At 39.1% G+C, this 19,783-nt stretch carries 19 protein-coding genes and 1 pseudogene; 6 read left to right on the forward strand and 14 right to left on the reverse strand.

Annotated features, from left to right (window positions below):
• Nucleotides 1–457: 457 nt before the first annotated feature.
• Nucleotides 458–1,147, reverse strand: coding sequence for a ComF family protein (locus D0T87_RS08765; protein WP_163174757.1), 690 nt, complete (start codon nt 1,145–1,147; stop codon nt 458–460).
• A 202-nt stretch (nt 1,148–1,349) separates the two neighbouring features.
• On the opposite strand from D0T87_RS08765, the gene D0T87_RS08770 reads away from it, so the two are divergent.
• From D0T87_RS08770 to topA, 4 genes are all read left to right on the forward strand, one after another.
• Complete coding sequence (locus D0T87_RS08770; RefSeq protein WP_163174758.1) at nt 1,350–1,877, forward strand: NUDIX domain-containing protein; 528 nt, start codon at nt 1,350–1,352, stop codon at nt 1,875–1,877.
• Between the two features lie 75 nt (nt 1,878–1,952).
• Nucleotides 1,953–4,958, forward strand: coding sequence for a tetratricopeptide repeat protein (locus tag D0T87_RS08775; protein WP_163174759.1), 3,006 nt, complete (start codon nt 1,953–1,955; stop codon nt 4,956–4,958).
• 25 nt (nt 4,959–4,983) lie between these two features.
• Nucleotides 4,984–6,657: a TonB-dependent receptor gene (locus D0T87_RS08780; RefSeq protein ID WP_203558654.1), complete on the forward strand. Its 1,674-nt coding sequence runs from the start codon at nt 4,984–4,986 to the stop codon at nt 6,655–6,657.
• 127 nt (nt 6,658–6,784) lie between these two features.
• Nucleotides 6,785–9,136 carry a type I DNA topoisomerase gene (gene topA, locus D0T87_RS08785; protein WP_163174760.1) on the forward strand — a complete coding sequence of 784 codons (2,352 nt, stop codon included), beginning with the start codon at nt 6,785–6,787 and terminating at the stop codon, nt 9,134–9,136.
• Between the two features lie 90 nt (nt 9,137–9,226).
• On the opposite strand, the gene D0T87_RS08790 is transcribed toward topA, so the two are convergent.
• The 11 genes from D0T87_RS08790 to D0T87_RS24880 form a co-directional block, all read right to left on the reverse strand.
• A complete protein-coding gene (locus D0T87_RS08790) occupies nt 9,227–9,727 on the reverse strand; it encodes a DUF3836 domain-containing protein (protein WP_163174761.1) in 501 nt (166 codons plus the stop codon).
• A 112-nt stretch (nt 9,728–9,839) separates the two neighbouring features.
• Nucleotides 9,840–12,002: a peptidase domain-containing ABC transporter gene (locus D0T87_RS08795; protein ID WP_163174762.1), complete on the reverse strand. Its 2,163-nt coding sequence runs from the start codon at nt 12,000–12,002 to the stop codon at nt 9,840–9,842.
• Between the two features lie 46 nt (nt 12,003–12,048).
• The gene (locus tag D0T87_RS08800) at nt 12,049–13,215 is read right to left on the reverse strand and encodes an HlyD family secretion protein (RefSeq protein ID WP_163174763.1); all 1,167 of its coding nucleotides are present in this window, start codon (nt 13,213–13,215) and stop codon (nt 12,049–12,051) included.
• A gap of 563 nt (nt 13,216–13,778) precedes the next feature.
• Nucleotides 13,779–14,129 carry a hypothetical protein gene (locus tag D0T87_RS08805; RefSeq protein WP_163174764.1) on the reverse strand — a complete coding sequence of 117 codons (351 nt, stop codon included), beginning with the start codon at nt 14,127–14,129 and terminating at the stop codon, nt 13,779–13,781.
• Nucleotides 14,130–14,491: 362 nt separating this feature from the next.
• The gene (locus tag D0T87_RS08810) at nt 14,492–14,632 is read right to left on the reverse strand and encodes a bacteriocin (protein ID WP_163174765.1); all 141 of its coding nucleotides are present in this window, start codon (nt 14,630–14,632) and stop codon (nt 14,492–14,494) included.
• Nucleotides 14,633–14,666: 34 nt separating this feature from the next.
• On the reverse strand, nt 14,667–14,828 hold the full coding sequence (locus D0T87_RS08815) for a class IIb bacteriocin, lactobin A/cerein 7B family (RefSeq protein WP_163174766.1): 162 nt from the start codon (nt 14,826–14,828) through the stop codon (nt 14,667–14,669).
• Nucleotides 14,829–14,885: 57 nt separating this feature from the next.
• A complete protein-coding gene (locus D0T87_RS08820) occupies nt 14,886–15,035 on the reverse strand; it encodes a hypothetical protein (protein WP_163174767.1) in 150 nt (49 codons plus the stop codon).
• Between the two features lie 694 nt (nt 15,036–15,729).
• On the reverse strand, nt 15,730–16,386 hold the full coding sequence (locus tag D0T87_RS08825) for a hypothetical protein (RefSeq protein WP_163174768.1): 657 nt from the start codon (nt 16,384–16,386) through the stop codon (nt 15,730–15,732).
• Between the two features lie 95 nt (nt 16,387–16,481).
• Nucleotides 16,482–16,622 carry a hypothetical protein gene (locus tag D0T87_RS24200; protein ID WP_203558646.1) on the reverse strand — a complete coding sequence of 47 codons (141 nt, stop codon included), beginning with the start codon at nt 16,620–16,622 and terminating at the stop codon, nt 16,482–16,484.
• A 124-nt stretch (nt 16,623–16,746) separates the two neighbouring features.
• The gene (locus tag D0T87_RS08830; protein WP_163174769.1) at nt 16,747–16,923 is read right to left on the reverse strand and encodes a hypothetical protein; all 177 of its coding nucleotides are present in this window, start codon (nt 16,921–16,923) and stop codon (nt 16,747–16,749) included.
• Between the two features lie 119 nt (nt 16,924–17,042).
• Nucleotides 17,043–17,165: a hypothetical protein gene (locus D0T87_RS24880; protein WP_255495859.1), complete on the reverse strand. Its 123-nt coding sequence runs from the start codon at nt 17,163–17,165 to the stop codon at nt 17,043–17,045.
• Nucleotides 17,166–17,307: 142 nt separating this feature from the next.
• Here D0T87_RS24880 and D0T87_RS08835 point away from each other — a divergent pair, with 142 nt between their 5' ends.
• Both D0T87_RS08835 and D0T87_RS08840 read left to right on the forward strand, forming a co-directional pair.
• Nucleotides 17,308–18,618 (forward strand): sensor histidine kinase KdpD, encoded by a 1,311-nt coding sequence (locus D0T87_RS08835; protein ID WP_163174770.1) that lies wholly within the window; start codon nt 17,308–17,310, stop codon nt 18,616–18,618.
• A complete protein-coding gene (locus D0T87_RS08840; RefSeq protein WP_163174771.1) occupies nt 18,615–19,307 on the forward strand; it encodes a response regulator transcription factor in 693 nt (230 codons plus the stop codon). The genes D0T87_RS08835 and D0T87_RS08840 overlap by 4 nt, the downstream gene beginning before the upstream one ends.
• Nucleotides 19,308–19,341: 34 nt before the next feature.
• Here D0T87_RS08840 and D0T87_RS08845 read toward each other — a convergent pair.
• Together D0T87_RS08845 and D0T87_RS08850 are read right to left on the reverse strand one after the other, a co-directional pair.
• Nucleotides 19,342–19,458 (reverse strand): annotated as a pseudogene (locus D0T87_RS08845) (helix-turn-helix domain-containing protein); the annotation flags it as partial.
• A gap of 2 nt (nt 19,459–19,460) precedes the next feature.
• Entirely contained in the window at nt 19,461–19,727 is a 267-nt protein-coding gene (locus D0T87_RS08850) for a hypothetical protein (protein ID WP_163174773.1), read from the reverse strand.
• Nucleotides 19,728–19,783: the final 56 nt, after the last annotated feature.

Genomic DNA, 19,783 nt, shown 5'->3' on the forward strand with positions numbered 1-19,783 from the left:
TGCTATTGAAGGTGGTTTTATTGTTAACGTTAACTTAACGTTGGGTTAACATAGATTCAGGTCAGACACCTATATCTTTGTATAATCGGAGCGATCATGATGGTGTCAGTTGTCCATCGAAAGTGCATTCTCCCAAAGTTGCACCTTGTAAAATAGGCCTCCTCCTCCGGAATGGCACTTTGATCGCTCCTTTGGAAATGTATTATAAACTCTCATATAGTCGGTTTGTTTTTGTATTGACCGTGTTTTTCTGAGTCGTTGCGATAGCGATTCACAGACCTTAAAGTTTAATTGGTAGTATTGTAGACGTTGCGATAGCGTCTGGTACTTAACAAGATAGGTGTTTTAACTGTGTCAACCCCTCAACCCATGTTCCTTCTGGTTGAGGGGTTTTCTTTGAAGGGAATTTTTTATGTGGTTTGGGCTGTTTTTAATAAGACCATACCAATCCAACCTGTTACCCTGATACCCCAAGAGTGATGATGCTGAAACGAACACCTTCAATGTCTGATAAGACAGATGCGCAAGCTTTGATCGTAGCACCGGTGGTTAACACATCATCAATCAGAAGGATATGTTTTCCGGTTAAACCCTCTGTTTGCTGAAGTTCGAATGCATCCTTTACATTCTCCCAACGTTCCGTAACCGAATTGGACGTTTGACTATCCGTATAAGCTTTACGTATAATAGCCTGATTATTAATCGGAATTTGACAAACACCTGCTATCCCCCTGGCGATCCATTCACTTTGGTTATACCCCCGCTTTTTGAATCTTTTGTGGTGAAGCGGAATGGGAATAATCAGATCAATGCAATCAAGAAATCCGCTGCCCATTATTTCCTGGGCGAAATGTTTGCCCATGATTTCGCCCACATCCTTTCTGCCTTTATATTTCAAGACACGTATGATATTGCGGTATGCACTCCCTTTCCGATAGTAAAAGAAAGCCGTAACACGTTCAATGGGTATTTGTCCCCAAAACTGTTTTTCCATCTGGTTATCTTTTTGTAAATGATAGTGTGTGCGGGGAATGTTAATATTGCAGAGTGTACACATACATCTCTCCGCATGACTTAATGTACGGCTGCAAACCACGCATTGGCGGGGAATAAGCAAGTTGAAGAACGACTCCATCCAGTTTCTCATGTTTTCTTGTTTGTGTAAAGTGTTCTGCGAAGATAACGTTTTAAGATCAGAGAATTGCCACGCTTTTTTTATAAATTTAAGTTATCTATGGTCTTAAAAACATAAAAACCTATAAACTCAAAAACTTAAATGTTACTTTTGTGCTTTTGAGGTTAAGAAATTCATAAACTCAAAGACTTGTATAAACTCAAAAACTCAACATATGCATCCCTTTTCCCAATTTCATTACTGCCCTAAATGCGGTTCCGACCGTTTTGTAATTAACAATGAAAAGTCCAAAAAATGCGAGAAGTGTGGCTTCGTTTACTATTTCAATTCATGTGCCGCTACCGTAGCGCTGATTCTGAATGAAAAGAACGAGTTGTTGGTGTGCCGCCGGGCGAAGAATCCCGCAAAGGGCACCCTTGATCTTCCGGGGGGCTTTATTGATATGCACGAAACCGCAGAAGAAGGAGTGGCTCGCGAGGTACTGGAAGAAACCGGACTGGTTGTGAAAGAGGCAATCTATCAATTCTCTTTACCTAACATTTATGTTTATTCGGATTTTGAGGTCCATACACTCGATATGTTCTTTTTGTGTAAAGTGGAACACACAGATCATATCGAAGCCAATGATGATGTAACAGATTCTTTCTTTTTACCTCTTTCCGATATCAATGTTGATGATTTCGGACTGGATTCTATTCGAAAAGGAGTGGCGGCAGCATGCCGTGGCTGGGTTCTTAGATAGAGACTCCGCGTTAATCTGCGGAACTCTGCGGTTAAAAAAGAAAAAACACTTACTTTTGTAAAAACGCTAATTGTTATGAAAACAAGAATATTAAGGCTTATTTGTTTTTATATATGCTGCTTTCCTCTCATAGTGTCGGCACAGGTGAACAGAACCGGCACATCGTCGGGTAACCTGTACAATGAGGCGCGCGAGTTATTCACACAAAAGCATTATGCGGCTGCCGCCCCCTTGCTAAGGACATTCCTGACGCAGAAACCATCGGCAGGACTGAGGCTGGAAGCGGAATATATGCTGGCATGTTCGGCCTACGAACTGCAAGACCAACGTCGCATAGAGATACTAAAAACCTATCTGAAAAACTTCCCCGACTCCCCATATACCAATCGTGTTAACTCCCTCATCGCTTCGGCTTATTTCTTTGAGAAAGACTATGATAACGCCCTGGCTATGTTCAATTCGGTAGATCCGGATTTGCTTCCGAATGACGAACGGGACGATATCGTTTACCGGATGGCTATCTCCAATATGACTGTGGGTAACGTAGATCAGGCAGCCGCCTGGTTTGAAGTGTTGAAAAACAACAGCAAAAAGTATGCAAAGGATTGTGCGTACTATATCTCCTATATCCGCTATACGCAGGGGCGGTATGACGAAGCATTAAGCGGATTCCTGCCTTTGCAGGATGATTCCAAATACAAAACACTGGTACCTTATTACATTGCCGAGTGTTATCTGCAAAAAAAACAATACGATCAGGCGGAAACCATAGCACAGAAATTCCTGTCGGCACACCCCCGCGATCCGAACGCAGGAGAACTCTTCCGCGTACTGGGCGAGGTATATTATAACTTGCAGGAATACGATAAAGCAGTAACTTCATTCGAAAGTTACAAATCAGCCATAGACCCCCCAAGGCGTGATGCTCTTTATATGCTGGGATTGTCCTATTACAAAACCGGAGTTTATTCCAAAGCTACAGTCGCACTAGGTGAGGTAATCACCCTTGATGATGCGTTAACACAGAACGCCTACCTGCATTTAGGGCTATCCTATCTGCAACTGGCCGAGAAAACAAAAGCACGTATGGCTTTTGAACAAGCGGCGGCATCCAATGCAGATATGCGGGTAAAAGAACAGGCGGCATACAATTATGCATTGAGTGTACATGATACTTCTTTCTCCGCCTTTGGCGAATCGGTAACAGCTTTCGAGAAGTTCCTGAATGAATTCCCGAACTCGGAATATGCCGAGAAGATCAGTGGTTATCTGGTAGATGTATATCTCAACACCAAGAGCTATGAAGCAGCTTTAAGCTCTATTGACCGTATCTCGCGTCCGACCACCCGGATCATGGAAGCCAAACAAAAGATTCTGTTCCAGCTGGGGACGCAGGCATTTGTGAATACCGCTTTTGATAAGGCTGTATCTTACTTCAACGAGTCGATTGCTCTTGGACAATACAATGCACAAACCCAAGCAGATGCTTATTACTGGCGTGGAGAAGCATACTATAGACAGAATGCTGTAGATAATGCAAGTCGTGACTTTAACGAATACCTTCGGCTGACTACCCAAAAGAATACGGAAATGTATGCTTTGGCGCACTATAACCTGGGGTATGTGGCGTTCCATAAAAAGAACTATCCACAGGCCCGGGATTGGTTTAAGAAATATATCAGCCTTGACAAAGGTAGAAACCGAACAGCTTTGGCAGATGCCTATAACCGTGTTGGAGATAGTTATCTGAACGAACGTGACTTTGATAACGCTAAACATGCATATTCACAAGCAGAAGCAATGGATACCCCGGCGGGTGATTATTCTTTCTATCAACTGGCTTTAGTGTCGGGTTTACAGAAAGATTATGCCGGAAAGATTACATTACTAAATCGTTTAGCAGGCAAATACCCCTCATCGGCTTATATTGTTAACGCGTTGTATGAAAAAGGACGTTCGTATGTGTTGATGGAAAACAATAGCCAGGCTATTACCGCTTTCCGTGAATTGCTCGATAAATACCCGAATAGTCCGGTGAGTCGTAAAGCTGCCGCCGAGATCGGCATGTTGTATTACCAGAATGAGAATTATGATCAGGCCATTGCGGCATACAAATATGTAGTCGAAAACTATCCGGGCAGCGAAGAAGCGCGTTTGGCACTACGCGACCTGAAATCAATCTATATTGATGCCAACCGGGTAGATGAGTTTGCTGCTTTAGCATCTTCACTACCGGGAAATATACAGTTTGATACAAACGAACAAGACTCGCTGACTTATGTCGCTGCCGAAAAGATATATATGCGCGGACGTATTGAAGAGGCAAAAAGCAGTCTTACCAAGTATCTGCAATCCTTTCCTGATGGCGCCTTTGGACTGAATGCATATTATTACTTAACCTTGATAGCGAAGGAGCAGGGACAATCGAACCTGGTTCTTGAATATTCGGAAAAACTTCTGGAATATCCCAACAATCAGTTCTCAGAAGAAGTACTGATTATGCGTAGTGAGGTGCAATTTAATGCACAACAATATGCCAATGCGCTGGTCACCTATAAACAGTTGAAAGAAAAAGCATCTACTGTTGATCGCCGTATCCTTGCCGAAACAGGTATCCTGCGTAGTGCCTATATGTCGAGAAACGATATGGAAACCATTCATGCTGCAACTGATTTACTGTCGGAAGCGAAGCTAACACCCGAATTAACACAGGAAGCCATGTACTTCCGTGCCCGCGCATATCTCAATCAAAATGCCAGCGAGGCTGCAATGAGAGACTTGCAAACATTGGCTGAAGATACCCGTAACTCTTATGGAGCAGAGGCCAAATACCTGGTAGCAAGGGAATATTATGAAGCAAAAGATTATACGGCTGCTGAAAAAGAAATATTGGATTTCATAGATAAAAGTACTCCTCATGCTTACTGGCTGGCACGGGGCTTTATACTGCTTTCCGACACTTACGTTGCTATGGGGCGTGAGTTGGATGCCCGTCAATACCTGCTAAGTCTTCAACAGAATTATCAGGCAGATGATGATATTAAGAGTATGATTGATACAAGATTACAGAAACTAAAATAACTAACCGATTATGGAATTAAAATCGATGAACAGACTATGTTTACTGGGTGGAGCAATGGCGTTGCTGACTTCTTTACCAAACTCATCTCTACAGGCGCAAAGCCATAAGAAAGATACCACCATGAATCGTACCGTTGTGGTAGAACAGCAATATAATCCTGATATTATGGATGCGCAAAAAGTTAATGTGCTTCCTACGGTAAATGAACTGACAACTACTCCGGGTGAAGTAGAATACGATAGAAACGTAGCGCCGGCTACCGTATTGCCGGGAACGGCTATGGCTGCTTATGCTGGTGAAGAAAGACAAAATCTAGCAAAACAGGGTTATGTACGTGTAGGATATGGTAATATCGGCAACCTTGACCTGGAAGGAAATTATCTGTTCAACCTGACGGCAAAAGATAAATTGAACCTCTCTTTGGGAGTTCAGGGAATGGATGGAAAGGTATACTATCCATCAGAGAGTGAAAAGTGGGATAGTCGCTTTTACCGTACAAAGGCCGGAATTGACTATATACATCAGTTTAATACGGTAGATTTTAATGTAGCAGGAAACTTTGGGTTGAGTAATTTCAACTTTATGCCCTACTTCCTTATGGATCACCAACGATTCACAACGGGGGATGTGCGGTTTGGAGTGAAATCAACAGATCAATCGCTGCCCATGCACTTTAATCTCGAAACAGGACTTTATCTATATAGTAGGGCACATAATGTATTTGCCCCTGGTCAGGATGACTCAGTGAATGAGACGAGTGTTCGTACAAAAGGAGATTTTACCGGTGACATTGCTGATAGTCAGCAAATAGGGGTAGCCTTCGAAATGAACAATCTGTTCTATAACAATGATGAATTCGAAAACTACACCACATTGTTACTGAAACCTTATTATGAGTTTAAAGAAGAAGATGTATGGAAGTTGCATCTGGGCGTAAATGTAGACCTGGCTTTTGGGCATGGTAAGAAATTCCGTGTGTCTCCGGATGTGAAAGCCGAATATACTATATCAGAGGGATATGTACTTTATGCGAATGCAACAGGGGGACGAATGTTGAATGATTTCCGTCGTTTGGAACAGTTTAATCCATATGGTGAGCTCTTGTGGCAAAATACGGATAGTTATGAGCAGTTGAATGCTTCTTTAGGTTTTAAAATGAGTCCGGCTACAGGTTTCTGGCTAAATGTATTTGGTGGATATCAGGTCGTTAAAGATGATCTTTATAACAGCGTAGAAGCTGTTGTTGTTGATCCAATGTCATATTATCTCTATTCAATATCTTTCCCGCAGGAAGAAACCAAGAACTTCTTTGTAGGTTTACAGGCTAATTATAATTATAAGGATATCTTTAACTTTATGGCTAAGACGCAATACCATAATTGGGATTCGGATGCAGAATATGCTCTTGAATATAAACCCGAGTTTCGTTTTGACTTGCAAGTTGGAGTCCGTCCTGTTTCTGCACTGGGAATTAACCTGGGATATGAGTTTATTAAACGCCACACAATGGAAGTTGATGGAGGCAATTATCGTGTAGGGAATATAAGCAATCTGAACCTGGGTGCAACTTATGATCTTTTCGATGGCATTTCTCTCTATGCCCGCGCATCTAATCTGCTGAACAGAAAAGCGCCATATTATCTCAATTCGCCCATACCCGGAATAAATTTCCTTGGCGGTGTAATCTTTAGCTTTTAACTTAAAAAGTAGTTAATAAAACATTTGCTTTCGCAAAAAACTTAGTTTTTTATATATAATAAGGTATAAGCAAATGTTTTTTTTCTAATTTTGCGGGCAAATTTAAGGAAAGGCAAAAAAATAAATTATGCAAAAGAACCTTGTTATAGTGGAGTCACCGGCTAAGGCGAAAACCATTGAGAAGTTTCTGGGGAAAGACTTTAAGGTCCTGTCCAGTTACGGCCATATCCGCGACTTGAAAAAGAAAGAATTCGGTATTGACATCGACAATCACTTCGCACCAAACTATGAAATTCCATCGGATAAGAAAAAGGTGGTGAATGAACTGAAGAGTGAAGCGGAAAAAGCAGATATAGTATGGCTCGCATCCGATGAGGACCGTGAGGGAGAAGCAATCTCATGGCATCTCTATGAGGTACTTGGACTGTCTCCGGAAAAGACAAAGCGTATTGTATTTCATGAGATAACCAAACCGGCTATTCTAAGAGCCATTGAAAATCCACGCGATATAGATATTAATCTGGTAAATGCGCAACAAGCACGCCGTGTGCTCGACCGTATTGTAGGGTTTGAACTATCGCCTGTATTATGGAAGAAAGTAAAACCGGCATTGTCGGCAGGACGTGTGCAGTCGGTTGCTGTACGTCTTATCGCCGAACGTGAAAGGGAAATACAAGCTTTCAACAGCGAAGCATCTTACCGGGTGTCTGCTATCTTCATCGTACCTAACGGCGATGGAAAGATGGTAGAGATGAAAGCCGAATTATCTCATAGATTCAAAACAAAAGAAGAAGCACAGGCCTTCCTTGAAAAATGCAAGTCGGCTTCTTTTAGTATTGATGATATTGTAACCCGTCCGTTAACTAAAAGTGCTACTGCTCCGTTTACAACCTCCACGTTGCAACAGGAAGCTGCGCGCAAACTAGGTTATACGGTGACTCAGACTATGGTCGTTGCTCAAAAACTATACGAATCGGGAAAGATTACCTATATGCGTACCGACTCCGTGAACTTGTCTGATTTTGCTATTCAGGGAAGTAAAGAGGCGATCACTAAATTGATGGGTGATAAATATGTGAAATCCCGTCAATACTCAACCAAGAGTAAAGGTGCTCAGGAAGCACACGAAGCTATTCGTCCAACGGAAATGAGTGCTCAGACTATCGACGGCACAAATCAGGAAAAGAAACTGTACGATCTGATCTGGAAGCGTACCATTGCTTCGCAAATGGCTGATGCTCAGTTGGAGAAAACAACTGTGACTATTGGCTTGAATAATACCAGTGATAAATTCACTGCTTCGGGTGAAGTTATTAAATTCGACGGTTTCCTTCGCGTGTATAACGAATCGTATGATGACGATGCGGAACAACAGGAAGATGAAAGCAACTTGCTGCCGCCTGTAAAAAAAGGACAAACGTTAGATCAACAGGAAGTAAGTGCAACCGAACGTTTCACTCAGCGTCCTCCAAGATATACCGAAGCAAGTCTGGTACGTAAACTGGAAGAGCTTGGCATTGGTCGTCCGTCTACTTATGCTCCAACTATATCTACTATTCAGCAGCGTGAGTATGTTGAAAAAGGAGATAGAGAAGGTGAAGAACGTAAATATAATGTGTTGTTGCTGAAAAACGATAAGATCACAGATACCACAAAGAAAGAGATAACCGGAGCAGAGAAATCGAAACTGTTCCCAACAGATACCGGTCTGGTGGTTAATGACTACCTGACAGAATACTTCCCTGACATCCTGGACTATAACTTTACAGCCTCTGTCGAAAAAGACTTCGATGAAATTGCTGAAGGCGAAAAGGAATGGACCAAGCTGATGGGTAATTTCTATAAAAAGTTCCATCCATCTGTGGAAGGGGCATTGGCTGTGAAATCAGATCATAAAGTGGGTGAGAGGGTACTAGGCACTGATCCTACAACAGGAAAACCTGTTTCTGTAAAGATCGGCCGTTTCGGACCTGTAGTACAGATCGGTACTGCTGATGATGAAGAAAAACCGAAATTTGCGCAACTACGCAAAGGCTATTCTATGGAAACCGTAACACTGGAAGAAGCGTTGGAGCTATTCAAGTTGCCCCGTCAGTTAGGCGAATTTGAAGGTAAAGTTATGACTGTTGGTGTAGGCCGTTTCGGACCATATATTTCTCATAACAGTAAATATGTATCACTGCCTAAGACTTATGATCCGATGGAAGTGACACCCGAGGAAGCTATTGAGTTGATTGAGGCTAAACGTAAGTCGGAAGCTGAGAAAATCATCAAATCATTTGATGAGGAGCCGGAACTTCAAATCCTGAATGGTCGCTACGGACCTTATATTGCTTATAAAAAGTCTAACTATAAGATTCCTAAAGGAGTAACTCCGCAAGATTTGTCTTTGCAAGCCTGCATGGATATTATTAAGCTGCAAGATGAGAAAGCAGCCAGCGGTACAGTAAAGAAAGGCCGTTTCGCTAAGAAGAAATAATATGGCATGAATATAATAGTAAGCCCCGTTATCCGGATTGAATAACGGGGCTTTTTGAATTCAGAGAGAATTCCACCTAACCAAGGCTTATTATTTATTTACCAGCAATTTTCCGTCGGACTCTATAATTGCATGGTTTACTACTAAATTCCATTCTTGGGTTTGTTCATTCAACTTATAGCTTTCATATGAAGCATAGTTTTGGATATTGTTGAAAGAATATACCGCTTTCTCGGATGTATCTTTGTAGGCATTTGCTTTACTATCCCAAAATGCCAGCTTGATACTGTATTCCAATAGGTTATACTGATAAGTCAGCCGAAAAGCTTTTTCCCATGTCTGTTTTTCTTCATCCCATTTCAGGACTTCTTTTTCTGACGGTCTGTTTTGTTCATCAAAGTTGAAGTTGTATTTGAGATGATGGTACAAGTACTTACCCGATCTGTCTACTTTGTAAACGGTTTGAGAGGTAACTTCCTTGTTCTTACCGGTTTCAACATTATATGCAAACTTCTGTTTGCCCGATGCTAATGATGAAGTTAATAGCATTGTTGATAGAATGGTCGCTGTAAAAATGTTAGTAATACTCATAATATTCAGTTATTTAGTTATTAATTATTTTGATTTATACAACAAAGGTATAATACACTGAAATAAAACTATGTTAAGACTATGTTAGTTTTAGGTTAAGATTACTGTCTCTTTAATCTATCACATTGAATTGTTCATTCCAGAGCTTACTATATGTTCCATTGGCTTGGCATAACTCTTTATGAGTGCCTGTTTCGACAACATTGCCTTCCTCTAATACAACGATACGATCGGCATTTTTAATGGTGCTTAGTCTGTGGGCGATGATAATAATTGTTTTTCCTTCGTTGGACAATGCACTAAGTGTCTCTTTCACATAACGTTCGGAAATAGAATCCAACGAGGAAGTTGCTTCGTCGAAGATCAGGATTTCCGGGTCTTTGTAAAGGGCCCGGGCAATAGCCAGGCGTTGTCGCTCTCCACCCGATAAGGATGTACCATGTTCGCCGATATATGTCATATATCCTTTGGGTAGCCCCTCTATAAATTCTTTCAATCCGAGTTGTTCTGTTAACTCTACAATTCGCCTCATGTTCGGACATAAATCGCCAATAGCAATGTTTTCGGCAATGGTTCCGGCAAACAGTTCGATTTGCTGTGGAACTGTTCCCACTCTGTTGCGCAGGCTTACGTTAACAATTTGTGTAATATTATAGCCCCCTATCCGGATCTGACCGGACTGGATAGGATAAATATTCTGTAACAGCGAGATCAGTGTTGTTTTTCCTGATCCGCTTGCTCCGATAATAGCTGTTGTTTTTCCCTTTTCTATTTTCAGGTTGAGCGATTCGAATACCTGCTTGCGGGTGCCATACCGGAAATTGACATTTTCGAATGTGATATCACCTACCATAGTCCTTTTGAGCTGGATCTTTTCTTCATTTCCTTCCTCTCTGTCCAGGTCCATAATCTGGAACAGGCGGTCGGCAGCGATTAATGCATCTTGTATGGTTTGGTTCGAGGTAATCAACGAGCCGATAGGTGAGAGTACATAGCCTACCAAAGAATAGAAAACCATTAAGGTTCCCGGTGTAAGTTCCTGGTCAATCACAAGTAAACTCCCAATCCATAATACGGCAATGGTAATGCCGGTTGAGATAAATTGTATGCCGCCTTGAGTGATTATAGAGCCATAAATACTATTGTACGTATCTTTCAAGAGATGCACAAACCGGCTCTCTGTTTTCAGGTTGGCATAATCTTCAATACCAAAACGCTTGATGGTCGATATGCCGTTGATTGATTCTACCAGTTGCGATTCAAGATCTGCACTACTTTCCATGATTCTGCGCTGGTATTTACGATTCAACTTATTGAATAGCCAGTAAACCAGAATAAACAGGGGAATGGAAATTAACGTCACCAAAGCCAACAGCCAGGAGTAGACAAACATGAGGCAGAACGAGAATAATAAGATCATGATATTGACCACCAGATCCAGAGACACATTGTTGATAAAGTTCCGGATTTTAACAGCATCGTTTACACGGGAGATAATTTCACCTACCCGCATCGTGTCGAAGAATTGTTGTGGGAGGTTGAGCAGGTGTTTGTAATAACCCAAGATCAATGCCGCATCTATCCGCTGTCCGGTTTTCAGGGCCAGAATACTTTTCATAGAGCCGATAAAGGTCCGTAATAGTAAAATGACCAGCATGATTATTCCCATCAGGTTTAATAGATTAGTATTCCTGTCTACTAAGACATAGTCCGTGATCTTACCTACATAGATGGATGTTGACAGCCCCAGGATGCTGAATATCAGTGCGCCAAACAAAGCCTGGAACATGGTGCTCTTGTGTGGAGCCAGTAGAGACATGAACTTGGCTAATGTACTTTTCTTCATATTTCCCTTTTGGAACCTTTCTTCCGGTTCCATGATGACAAGAACGCCGGTCCACATAGCCTTAAATTCCTCGTGGGTTTTCTTATGTATCCGCCCGTCTCCCGGGTCCATATACGTGATATGTGTTTTACTGTATTTGTAAACCACGACAAAGTGTTGTAACTGTTCTTTTACTACAATATGGGCGATCATAGGTTTAGGTACTATCTTCAGCGCATCAAAGTGAGCACGAACTCCCTTGGCCGAAAGTCCCAGTTTGTTGGCAGCTTCAATCAATCCGAGGATATTGGTGCCTTTTTGATCTGTAAAAGCATATTGCCTGATACGTGATACCGGAAAGTGAAGTCCATAGTAAGCGCATACCGATGCCAAGCAAGCTGCTCCGCAGTCGGTGATATCATGTTGTTTGATTTTTATTCCTCTTTTCATGGGATAAGTCTGTTTTTGGGATTTTAATATATAAGTTGTTGTTTGATTATTTCTTGGCAATTAATAGCTCATTCTCGTACTGTGCGGGATTAATCCAGTCGTCCATTTTCTGATAAAGCAAATTGAATAATGACCTTCTGGTCACCATAAAGTGGGCGCTAACGTTCATTCCTTTTTTAAGTTTTCCCATGCGTCCGTTCTTTAGAGCCAGGTGATTCTTTTCCATGTTGCATTTTATTTTATAGAAAGAACTGCCTTGTGAGTCGGTCAGAAAGTCGGAAGAGATTTCCTGAACCGTTCCGCTTATTGTTCCCCATTCGTTGTAGTTGAATGATTCTACCTGTACGTTTACGGGCATTCCTATGTGTATATATCCAATATTGCGCGGGGTAACATAAACCTCAAAATACATGGTAGAATCCGGGCTGATAACCGCCAGTGATTGTCCGGCTTGCAGATTACTTCCCCTGTAAATGCCCGAGAACTGATCTAATGTACCACTTACCGGACTTCTGACGATGTACAACTCTTTGTCCTTTACTTCCTGTTTTAGCGAAGTGTTCATTTCATTGCGGGAGTTCCGATAGGCATTCAAGTCTGTTTGCCAGGTACTTAGCTGGCTTTCGGTAAAGGATGCCAGTTCGTTCTTTTGACTTTGGTATTGATAGTAATATTTCTCGTACTCCACCTCTGAGATTACTTTCTTATCAAAAAGCGTTTGGTGTCGGTGGTATTCTTTTTCGGCTTGTACCAATGCTGTTTGTAGTTCATTCAGCCGCTTGGTGTAATAAATGTATTCTTGTTGGCGAACGGGAGAATGAAACGTTTCGGGGCGTTTGCCTTTGGCCAAATGGGTCAAATCGGCCAGATGTGTTTCATAGTCACTTAACCTGTTGGATTGATAAGTGATTTTATAGTCGGAATTATTTGTCCTGAATTTCAGTATAATATCTCCTTTATTCACCGTTGCCCCTTCGCGTACAAAGACAGAATCTACTAATTCCGTAATAGGTGCTTTGATTTCAGTTTTTTCTGCTATCGGGCGGATAACGCCTCCTCCTTGTACGGAGATGTCCACATATATAAATGGCAATGATATGAATGTGATTGTAATGGCGGCCAGAACCACCCAGTAGATCATTTGGGACTTTGTTCTGTGCTGATAGATGTATGTTTCAATACTGTTTTCTATCCATTCATTTGGTAGTAGCATGGTTTATTCTCTTTATTTGGTTAGTACTATAATTACATTGGATAGTGCAAAAATAAAGAGAAGGCAGACGAAACTAGGTTAAGACAATGTTAGTTTTATGTTAGGATTTTACGAGTGGGAGATAGGGGAGATGGAGGATTAACTCTTGGGAAGAGGAAATTATCTCCTAGTAATCTATACGACCAGATGTACATCTGGTTAGCGACTAGTCGTACATGTAGTTGGTGACTAGATGTACATCTGGTCGTATAGATCATTAAGAGATAGTAGAATTATAGATAAGAGATATGCAGCTTCCCTTTATTGGAAAACAGATATAAACCCTTTAAGGGAATGATTAAAGGTTAAACATAGATATGTCAGGATATTAACTCTTGCAACTATGTATACTTATAAATAGCAATCAAGGGCAGATTTAACCCCTTCAATGACTCTGTCTATATTTGAGATAAAATAAACAACTAATATTGTTGAAAAGAATGCAATGAATGCTATCCTTATGACTTTTTCTTTATTCATATTGGAGATGTTAGATTGATTAAATTTAAGTATACTAATTTTATTTAATCCAAAAAGTGGACAACATAATATGCCGAAGCGAGAACAAATATTAGAATTGCAGCTACAATACTCAAAAAAAATTTTGGTTCTATTGTGCTCTTCCCAACGTTTGTTGGTGCGCTTTTGGAAGAGTCTCCAGAATTTGTAGTCTCTTCAGTTTTTGATGCTTTTGCTTTAAGTTCTCTATATATAAAATATGCAGAAGTAAACAGCAATATGAATATAAAAACAGTTTTTACCCAATAGGATGGGGATTGAAGGTCTTCGCCATTTAAAGTTGTAACAATAAGGGCTACGATCACGGGCAAAAACATTGCGATGGTTGTGTTCTTTGTGGTTTCTTGTTTTTTCATTGGATTTATTATGGGCGAAAGGCTATTTGAAGACCTTACAGTTGTTGATTGAACTTATTTATTTTTTTGTTTTTCTTAATACGGCGTATTAAATAGACCAAATTGATGATAATTATAATTGATAGAATCATAATATTAATCATTGATGCTACATTTACTTCATACGGGCTATTAATCATTGGGATATATCCAACTGGAAAAATTACTGTAGGGAAATAACTTTTGAATGTCAGTATAAGAATATATAGTATAAATAAAGTGGCGTTGGTTATTTTCATTATTTATATGTTTTTGTGATTCGGATATGCTTTTTATTGAAAGTTTTAGGCATCTAAGTAAAACTTAGATGCCTAATAATTGTTCTAGTCTTTTCCTATATCATAGCAGAACTTCATGATTTCAACATCTATTGCTATTGCAGCTAAAGTTAAAGTTATTACAGGTATGAGAGGAAATCCACCATTAATTTCTTTTAATTCGTTTTCGTTCAGATTTGTTATCATAATATTTATCTTTTTAATTGTTGGTAAATAATGTTTATTGCATTGTGCCAATAGTGTAAGCTGCTAGGCCTAATACGCCTCCAATCGCTGTGCAGAAGAGGGCTTCTCCCCATTTCCATTCACCTCCACCATTTACATCTCTCATTTCTTCTAGGTTCATCTCTTGCAAACCTACAACATTTTCTAAATTCTTCATAATGTTTACGTTTTTAATTAATAATAAAATTATATATCACAAATGTTTATGTTCAGTTTAATACCATTTGAAGTTCAATATCTCTTCAAGTGTAGGAACCTGCTCTGTTGGTTTTGAACCGCCTGTGGATGCATACCCACCAGATAATTGAGTAAGCTCTTCTTTTTGAAGAAGTATAAGTTTTGCACTTTTTTCTGTCTTTTCCATTTTAATTGATTGCTTTAGTTGTTAATATTCCGATTAATGGTCCTCCTACAAGTAGTAAGGCTGAGTGGGTGCCACCAGAAATGTTGATGGACTCTTCATCATTTAATATTCTCATAATGTTTGGCATTTAATAATTGATTTAATTCATTCTAGTAATGCAAAGATGCGGGGTTCCTTTCTAACTTAATGTTAGGACAATGTTAGTTTTAGGTTAGGATTTGTTGTTGTCATTCATACAAGGCGCACATAAGGCTTTGCAAGTAGGAGTATCGATTGTTTTGCATTCACCCCTTTATTAGTTCTCTAAGAATTTCTTCTTTAAACAAAATAGATGTATGCCCTAAATGGAATTTCTTTTCAGTATTCTTTTTGTAAATGATTATTTTCAATGTTCTTTTATAATAATAAGAATCATCAGTTATAATGACTTTTAAAAGATCCCCTTTTGTGTATGTATGCTTAATACATGGAATAAAGCTATTTTGAATTATTATCACATTGTTTTTTAGGATTATATAATTTCCAAAAAAGATTTGAGTAATTAGGAAAACGGTTAATAACACTATCAGTGGAAAGAATAAGTTGTTATTCGTATAGAAATAGAAGAATGAAGATACTACTATTCCAAAGAAACTAAAAATAACAGTATATGTGTTTAGAACACTCCAAAATAAACTTTTATATTTCATTTATATTAACATATTAGGACCGATAGTAAACTAGAACAAGCAAGGAATCCAATGCTTGCTCCCAAAGTTGGGATTGCTCCAATTGAAGCTAATGCAATACCTCCCGCACCAATAGCTACAGAGCAAGCATAAGAATACATCGATGCTCTTGTAGTAACTATAATTGCATCATTGTCATACTCTCCAATTATAGTAAGTGAATGGTTTTCAACATTATATTCAACATCATACATAGGCTCGTTGGCTTCATTGTATAAAGTATATAGACTATCTGACTTTTTCAGAAATTTAAATATAGCAACTATTTCATTGTTTACACAAATTCCAGCAAGAAGTTCATTGTTCCCATTTTGTTTTGAAGGGATAATGTAAAAGTCTTCAGCCCTATTTGTCACGTCCGACTTTATAGAATTGGTAAAGTCATATTCTCCACTTGAGATGACTCCATCTCCAATAGATCGTGTCATTTCTTTATGTGATTCAAACAAACCTTCTACGAATGAAGCGTTTTCACATTTAGACATCGTGTATGGGATTTCAGAAACATTTTGTGCGTAAACTGCGTCATCAATGTCATTTTCATTATTACAAGAATAAAAACTTATTGTTAGAATAGTTGAAAAAACTGCAACTAAACCGGATTTAATTAATTTATTTTTCATTTTTCTTTGTTATTTAATAGTTCGTAAATTAGTAGAAATAAAAGGAGTTATAAATAAGACTTTAGAATATATTTTCATTTGTTTGGCTTATTTCATTACCAGCAGATAAAATCGGCAGCAGGCCCGTATATCTCGCGCAATCTGTCTAGTTGCTCCTGGGTTGGAGGGGCATATCCGCCTGAAATGTTCTTAATTTCTCTGATGGTTAAATCGGATAAAAAATCGTTCTTTTTCATAATGTATTCATTTTTATAGTTTAATACTGTGGTGAGCGATCCCTTAACAACTTTGGTGAGGTGTTAGCTCTACTGTGGATATTGAGGGATTCGCTTTTTCTCTTTGTTGGAGGCTAACTGCCGATTATCTACAACCACATCCCCAGATTGGACCGAAAATACCTCCCGGATGGAGAATGAAATCAGGTATCCCAATGATACAGCCGCTTCCGTCTTCTCTTGGCAATGCATTTGCACATCCGCCGTTAATGTTCTCTTTTTCTTTTAATGTCAATTCCGACATAAGTTCTAATTGTTTCATACTTTTGAATTTTAAATAGTTAATAAAAATGTTTTTAATTTGTTTCATTCTGATAATGCAAAGATGCAGGGTTCTTTTCAGATTTAATGTTAGGAGAATGTTAGTTTTAGGTTAAGATTTTACTTTGTTCTAATCCTTCTTAGTTCTCCATTTATGACAATTAAAATATATTGTCCATTACTTCCACCAAATGTTTCTCTTAGTTCTTTTTCAGTCAATTCTTTAATTACAATGTTCTTCATGATTTCATTATTTAATTAATTGGATATTTGTTTTTCAATTTTCATATTGCAAAGATGAGGATTTGATTTGAAACAAAATGTTAGGAAAACGTTAGGAAAAGTCAGGATTATGTTATTATATTTGCACTATATTAATCTAATCATGAAAGAGAAGCATCTGAAATATCTTACAATTGCTGCCCTGTGTATCATAGGCCTGCTGCAATTAACATGGATGCTTCATACTTATAGTCTTCAACAACAGGACATTAAGGTAAAAGTTGACAATCTTTTCTTTGAGGCGGCTGAAAAAGAATTATATTCTCGATATAATGACGCCCTAAAAAATATTCCAGAAGGAGAAGTTCTTGATTTTGGAACGATCTCTGAAGATGGACAAAGGACAAATGATTTTCTTTTGTTTCAAGAGTTGTTCAGACGATATGGATCAGAAATATCACTAACTAATCTGGACTCTATCTTTCAAGTAGTATTAATGAAAAATGATATTAGATTGAAGACTTCAATATTTTTAATAGAAGGAGACTCTTTGACTAATAAAAGAGTTAGTGCAGATTTCGGCAATATAAAAACAGATTTAATCCCAATCAAAAAGGATTACACCTTATATATACAGGCTACTTTGTCTAGTCCTTATAAACTGATTTTAACTCGTATAACTCTTCTGCTTGCTGCTACTGCTATAATGCTGTTCTTTGTCTCCTATTGCATTATCCTTCAAATTCGTATCATCATCCGCCAGAACCGTATTGCACAACTACGGCAGGATTTTTCTTATGCTATGGTTCATGATATGAAGACTCCTTTAACTTCAATCATGGTAGGAACCCGAATGCTGGAAAGTGGGAAGCTAGACAACAGTCCTGATAAAAAGAATACCTATATCCGGATTATGAAAGATGAAATCCAGCATCTTTTAGCATTAACAAATAAAGTCTTGACTATTGCTAAATTGGAAGAGGGAAACATCACGTTGGCAAAGCAAGAAGTGTTAATAATGCCAATAGTAAACGATTTGGTCGAAAAATTTATGGCAAAAAAGACCAAAGATATCAAATTTATTACTTATTTTGCGACAGAAACAGTTTGTGCTGATGCTGAATACTTAAAAGAAGCTATTAGTAATTTAATAGATAATGCTATTAAATATTCTGGAGAATCTGTTGTTATTGAGATTACCTGTGAAGAAGCTGGAGACTATGACCAGATCAAAGTAAAAGATAACGGCTTTGGAATCTCTCTTAAAGATCAGAGTCTTGTTTTTGAAAAGTTTGAACGCGGAGCCGCTGTACGACGTTCTTCCAAAGGTGGTGCCACAGGCTTTGGGCTAGGGCTTAATTATGTTCAACAAGTGGTCGCAGCACATGACGGAACGGTTATGATTGATAGTATAGAAGGAAAATATAGTGAGTTTACAATTTGTATACCTAAATTAATGGGGGAACTGGAATGATAAAACTATTATTGGTGGAGGATGATGTAAATCTGAGTTACATGATCAGAGGCAGTCTTGAAGATATGGTTGGAGGATATGAGGTAATAACTGCACATAATGGAAAGGATGGCATTGCCTTGTGGAAGAAACATAAACCTGATGTAATTATTGCTGACATTGAAATGCCTGAAATGAATGGCTTTGAAATGGTGGAGAAGATCAGGGCTATAGACGGTGATACATTGATACTGTTTGCTTCCGGACGCATTTCTCCTAAAGATGTGTCTGCCGGATATAAATTGGGTGCCAATAATTACGTAAAAAAGCCTTTTGTTCCGGAAGAGTTGGATCACCATATTAAAGCATTACTTAATTTGAAAAACTGCTTCCGGGCTAGAAATAAGAGCCAGATCCAGAAAATAGGCATCTATTCTTTCGATGCCATTAATGGAACCCTGAAAGATGCAGGTGGAGAAAGAATTCCTTTAACTTCTACAGAATCCAAAATACTGGAGCTGTTGGTGATGAACAGAGGGGAAACTATAAAGCGGGAAGATATTCTGGAACAACTCTGGGATGTAGAAGGAAAAGACTATTTTGCCTCCCGGCGTTTTGATACATTTATTACTGTTCTCAGAAAGAAACTAAATGACCCTTCGGTAAAAATAGAAACCGTTAGAGGGGTAGGGGTGCGCTTGAATGAATAGGAAAGATAATTAACCCTTAAAATCCGAAACCATCTTACTGTACTGATGTCCCACTTCTATATTCTTTGGGAGTTAACCCTGTATTCTTCTTAAAGTATTGTGTAAAGAACGATGGATTGGGGAAGTTCAATTCTTCCGAAATCTGTTGAACTGTCATTTCCGTTGTATTCTTTTGTGAAAACTCTGCCGGGGTAGTGGGTCATTCTTTTGATACATAGCAGCAATTTCATAGCAAACCGTAAGCATCATCGATCTCGAAATCTCGTCCTGATATAAATGGCTCTTTCTCTCATCATGTTCTTTCAAGGTATCGCACAACGTAACCAACCGTTGCAGCTCTTTTGCATCGGGCGAAATGCAGGGATTGCTTTTTATATATAAGAACACGTTTGCCAATGAAGGAAACCGGATGTTCTCCATCCTTTCCAATCCGTTATACACAAAGCGTACCTCGCGACCCGCATGGAAACCTGGCA

Origin of the sequence: Bacteroides sp. 51 (assembly GCF_010500965.1) — a bacterium.
GTDB lineage: Bacteria > Bacteroidota > Bacteroidia > Bacteroidales > Bacteroidaceae > Bacteroides.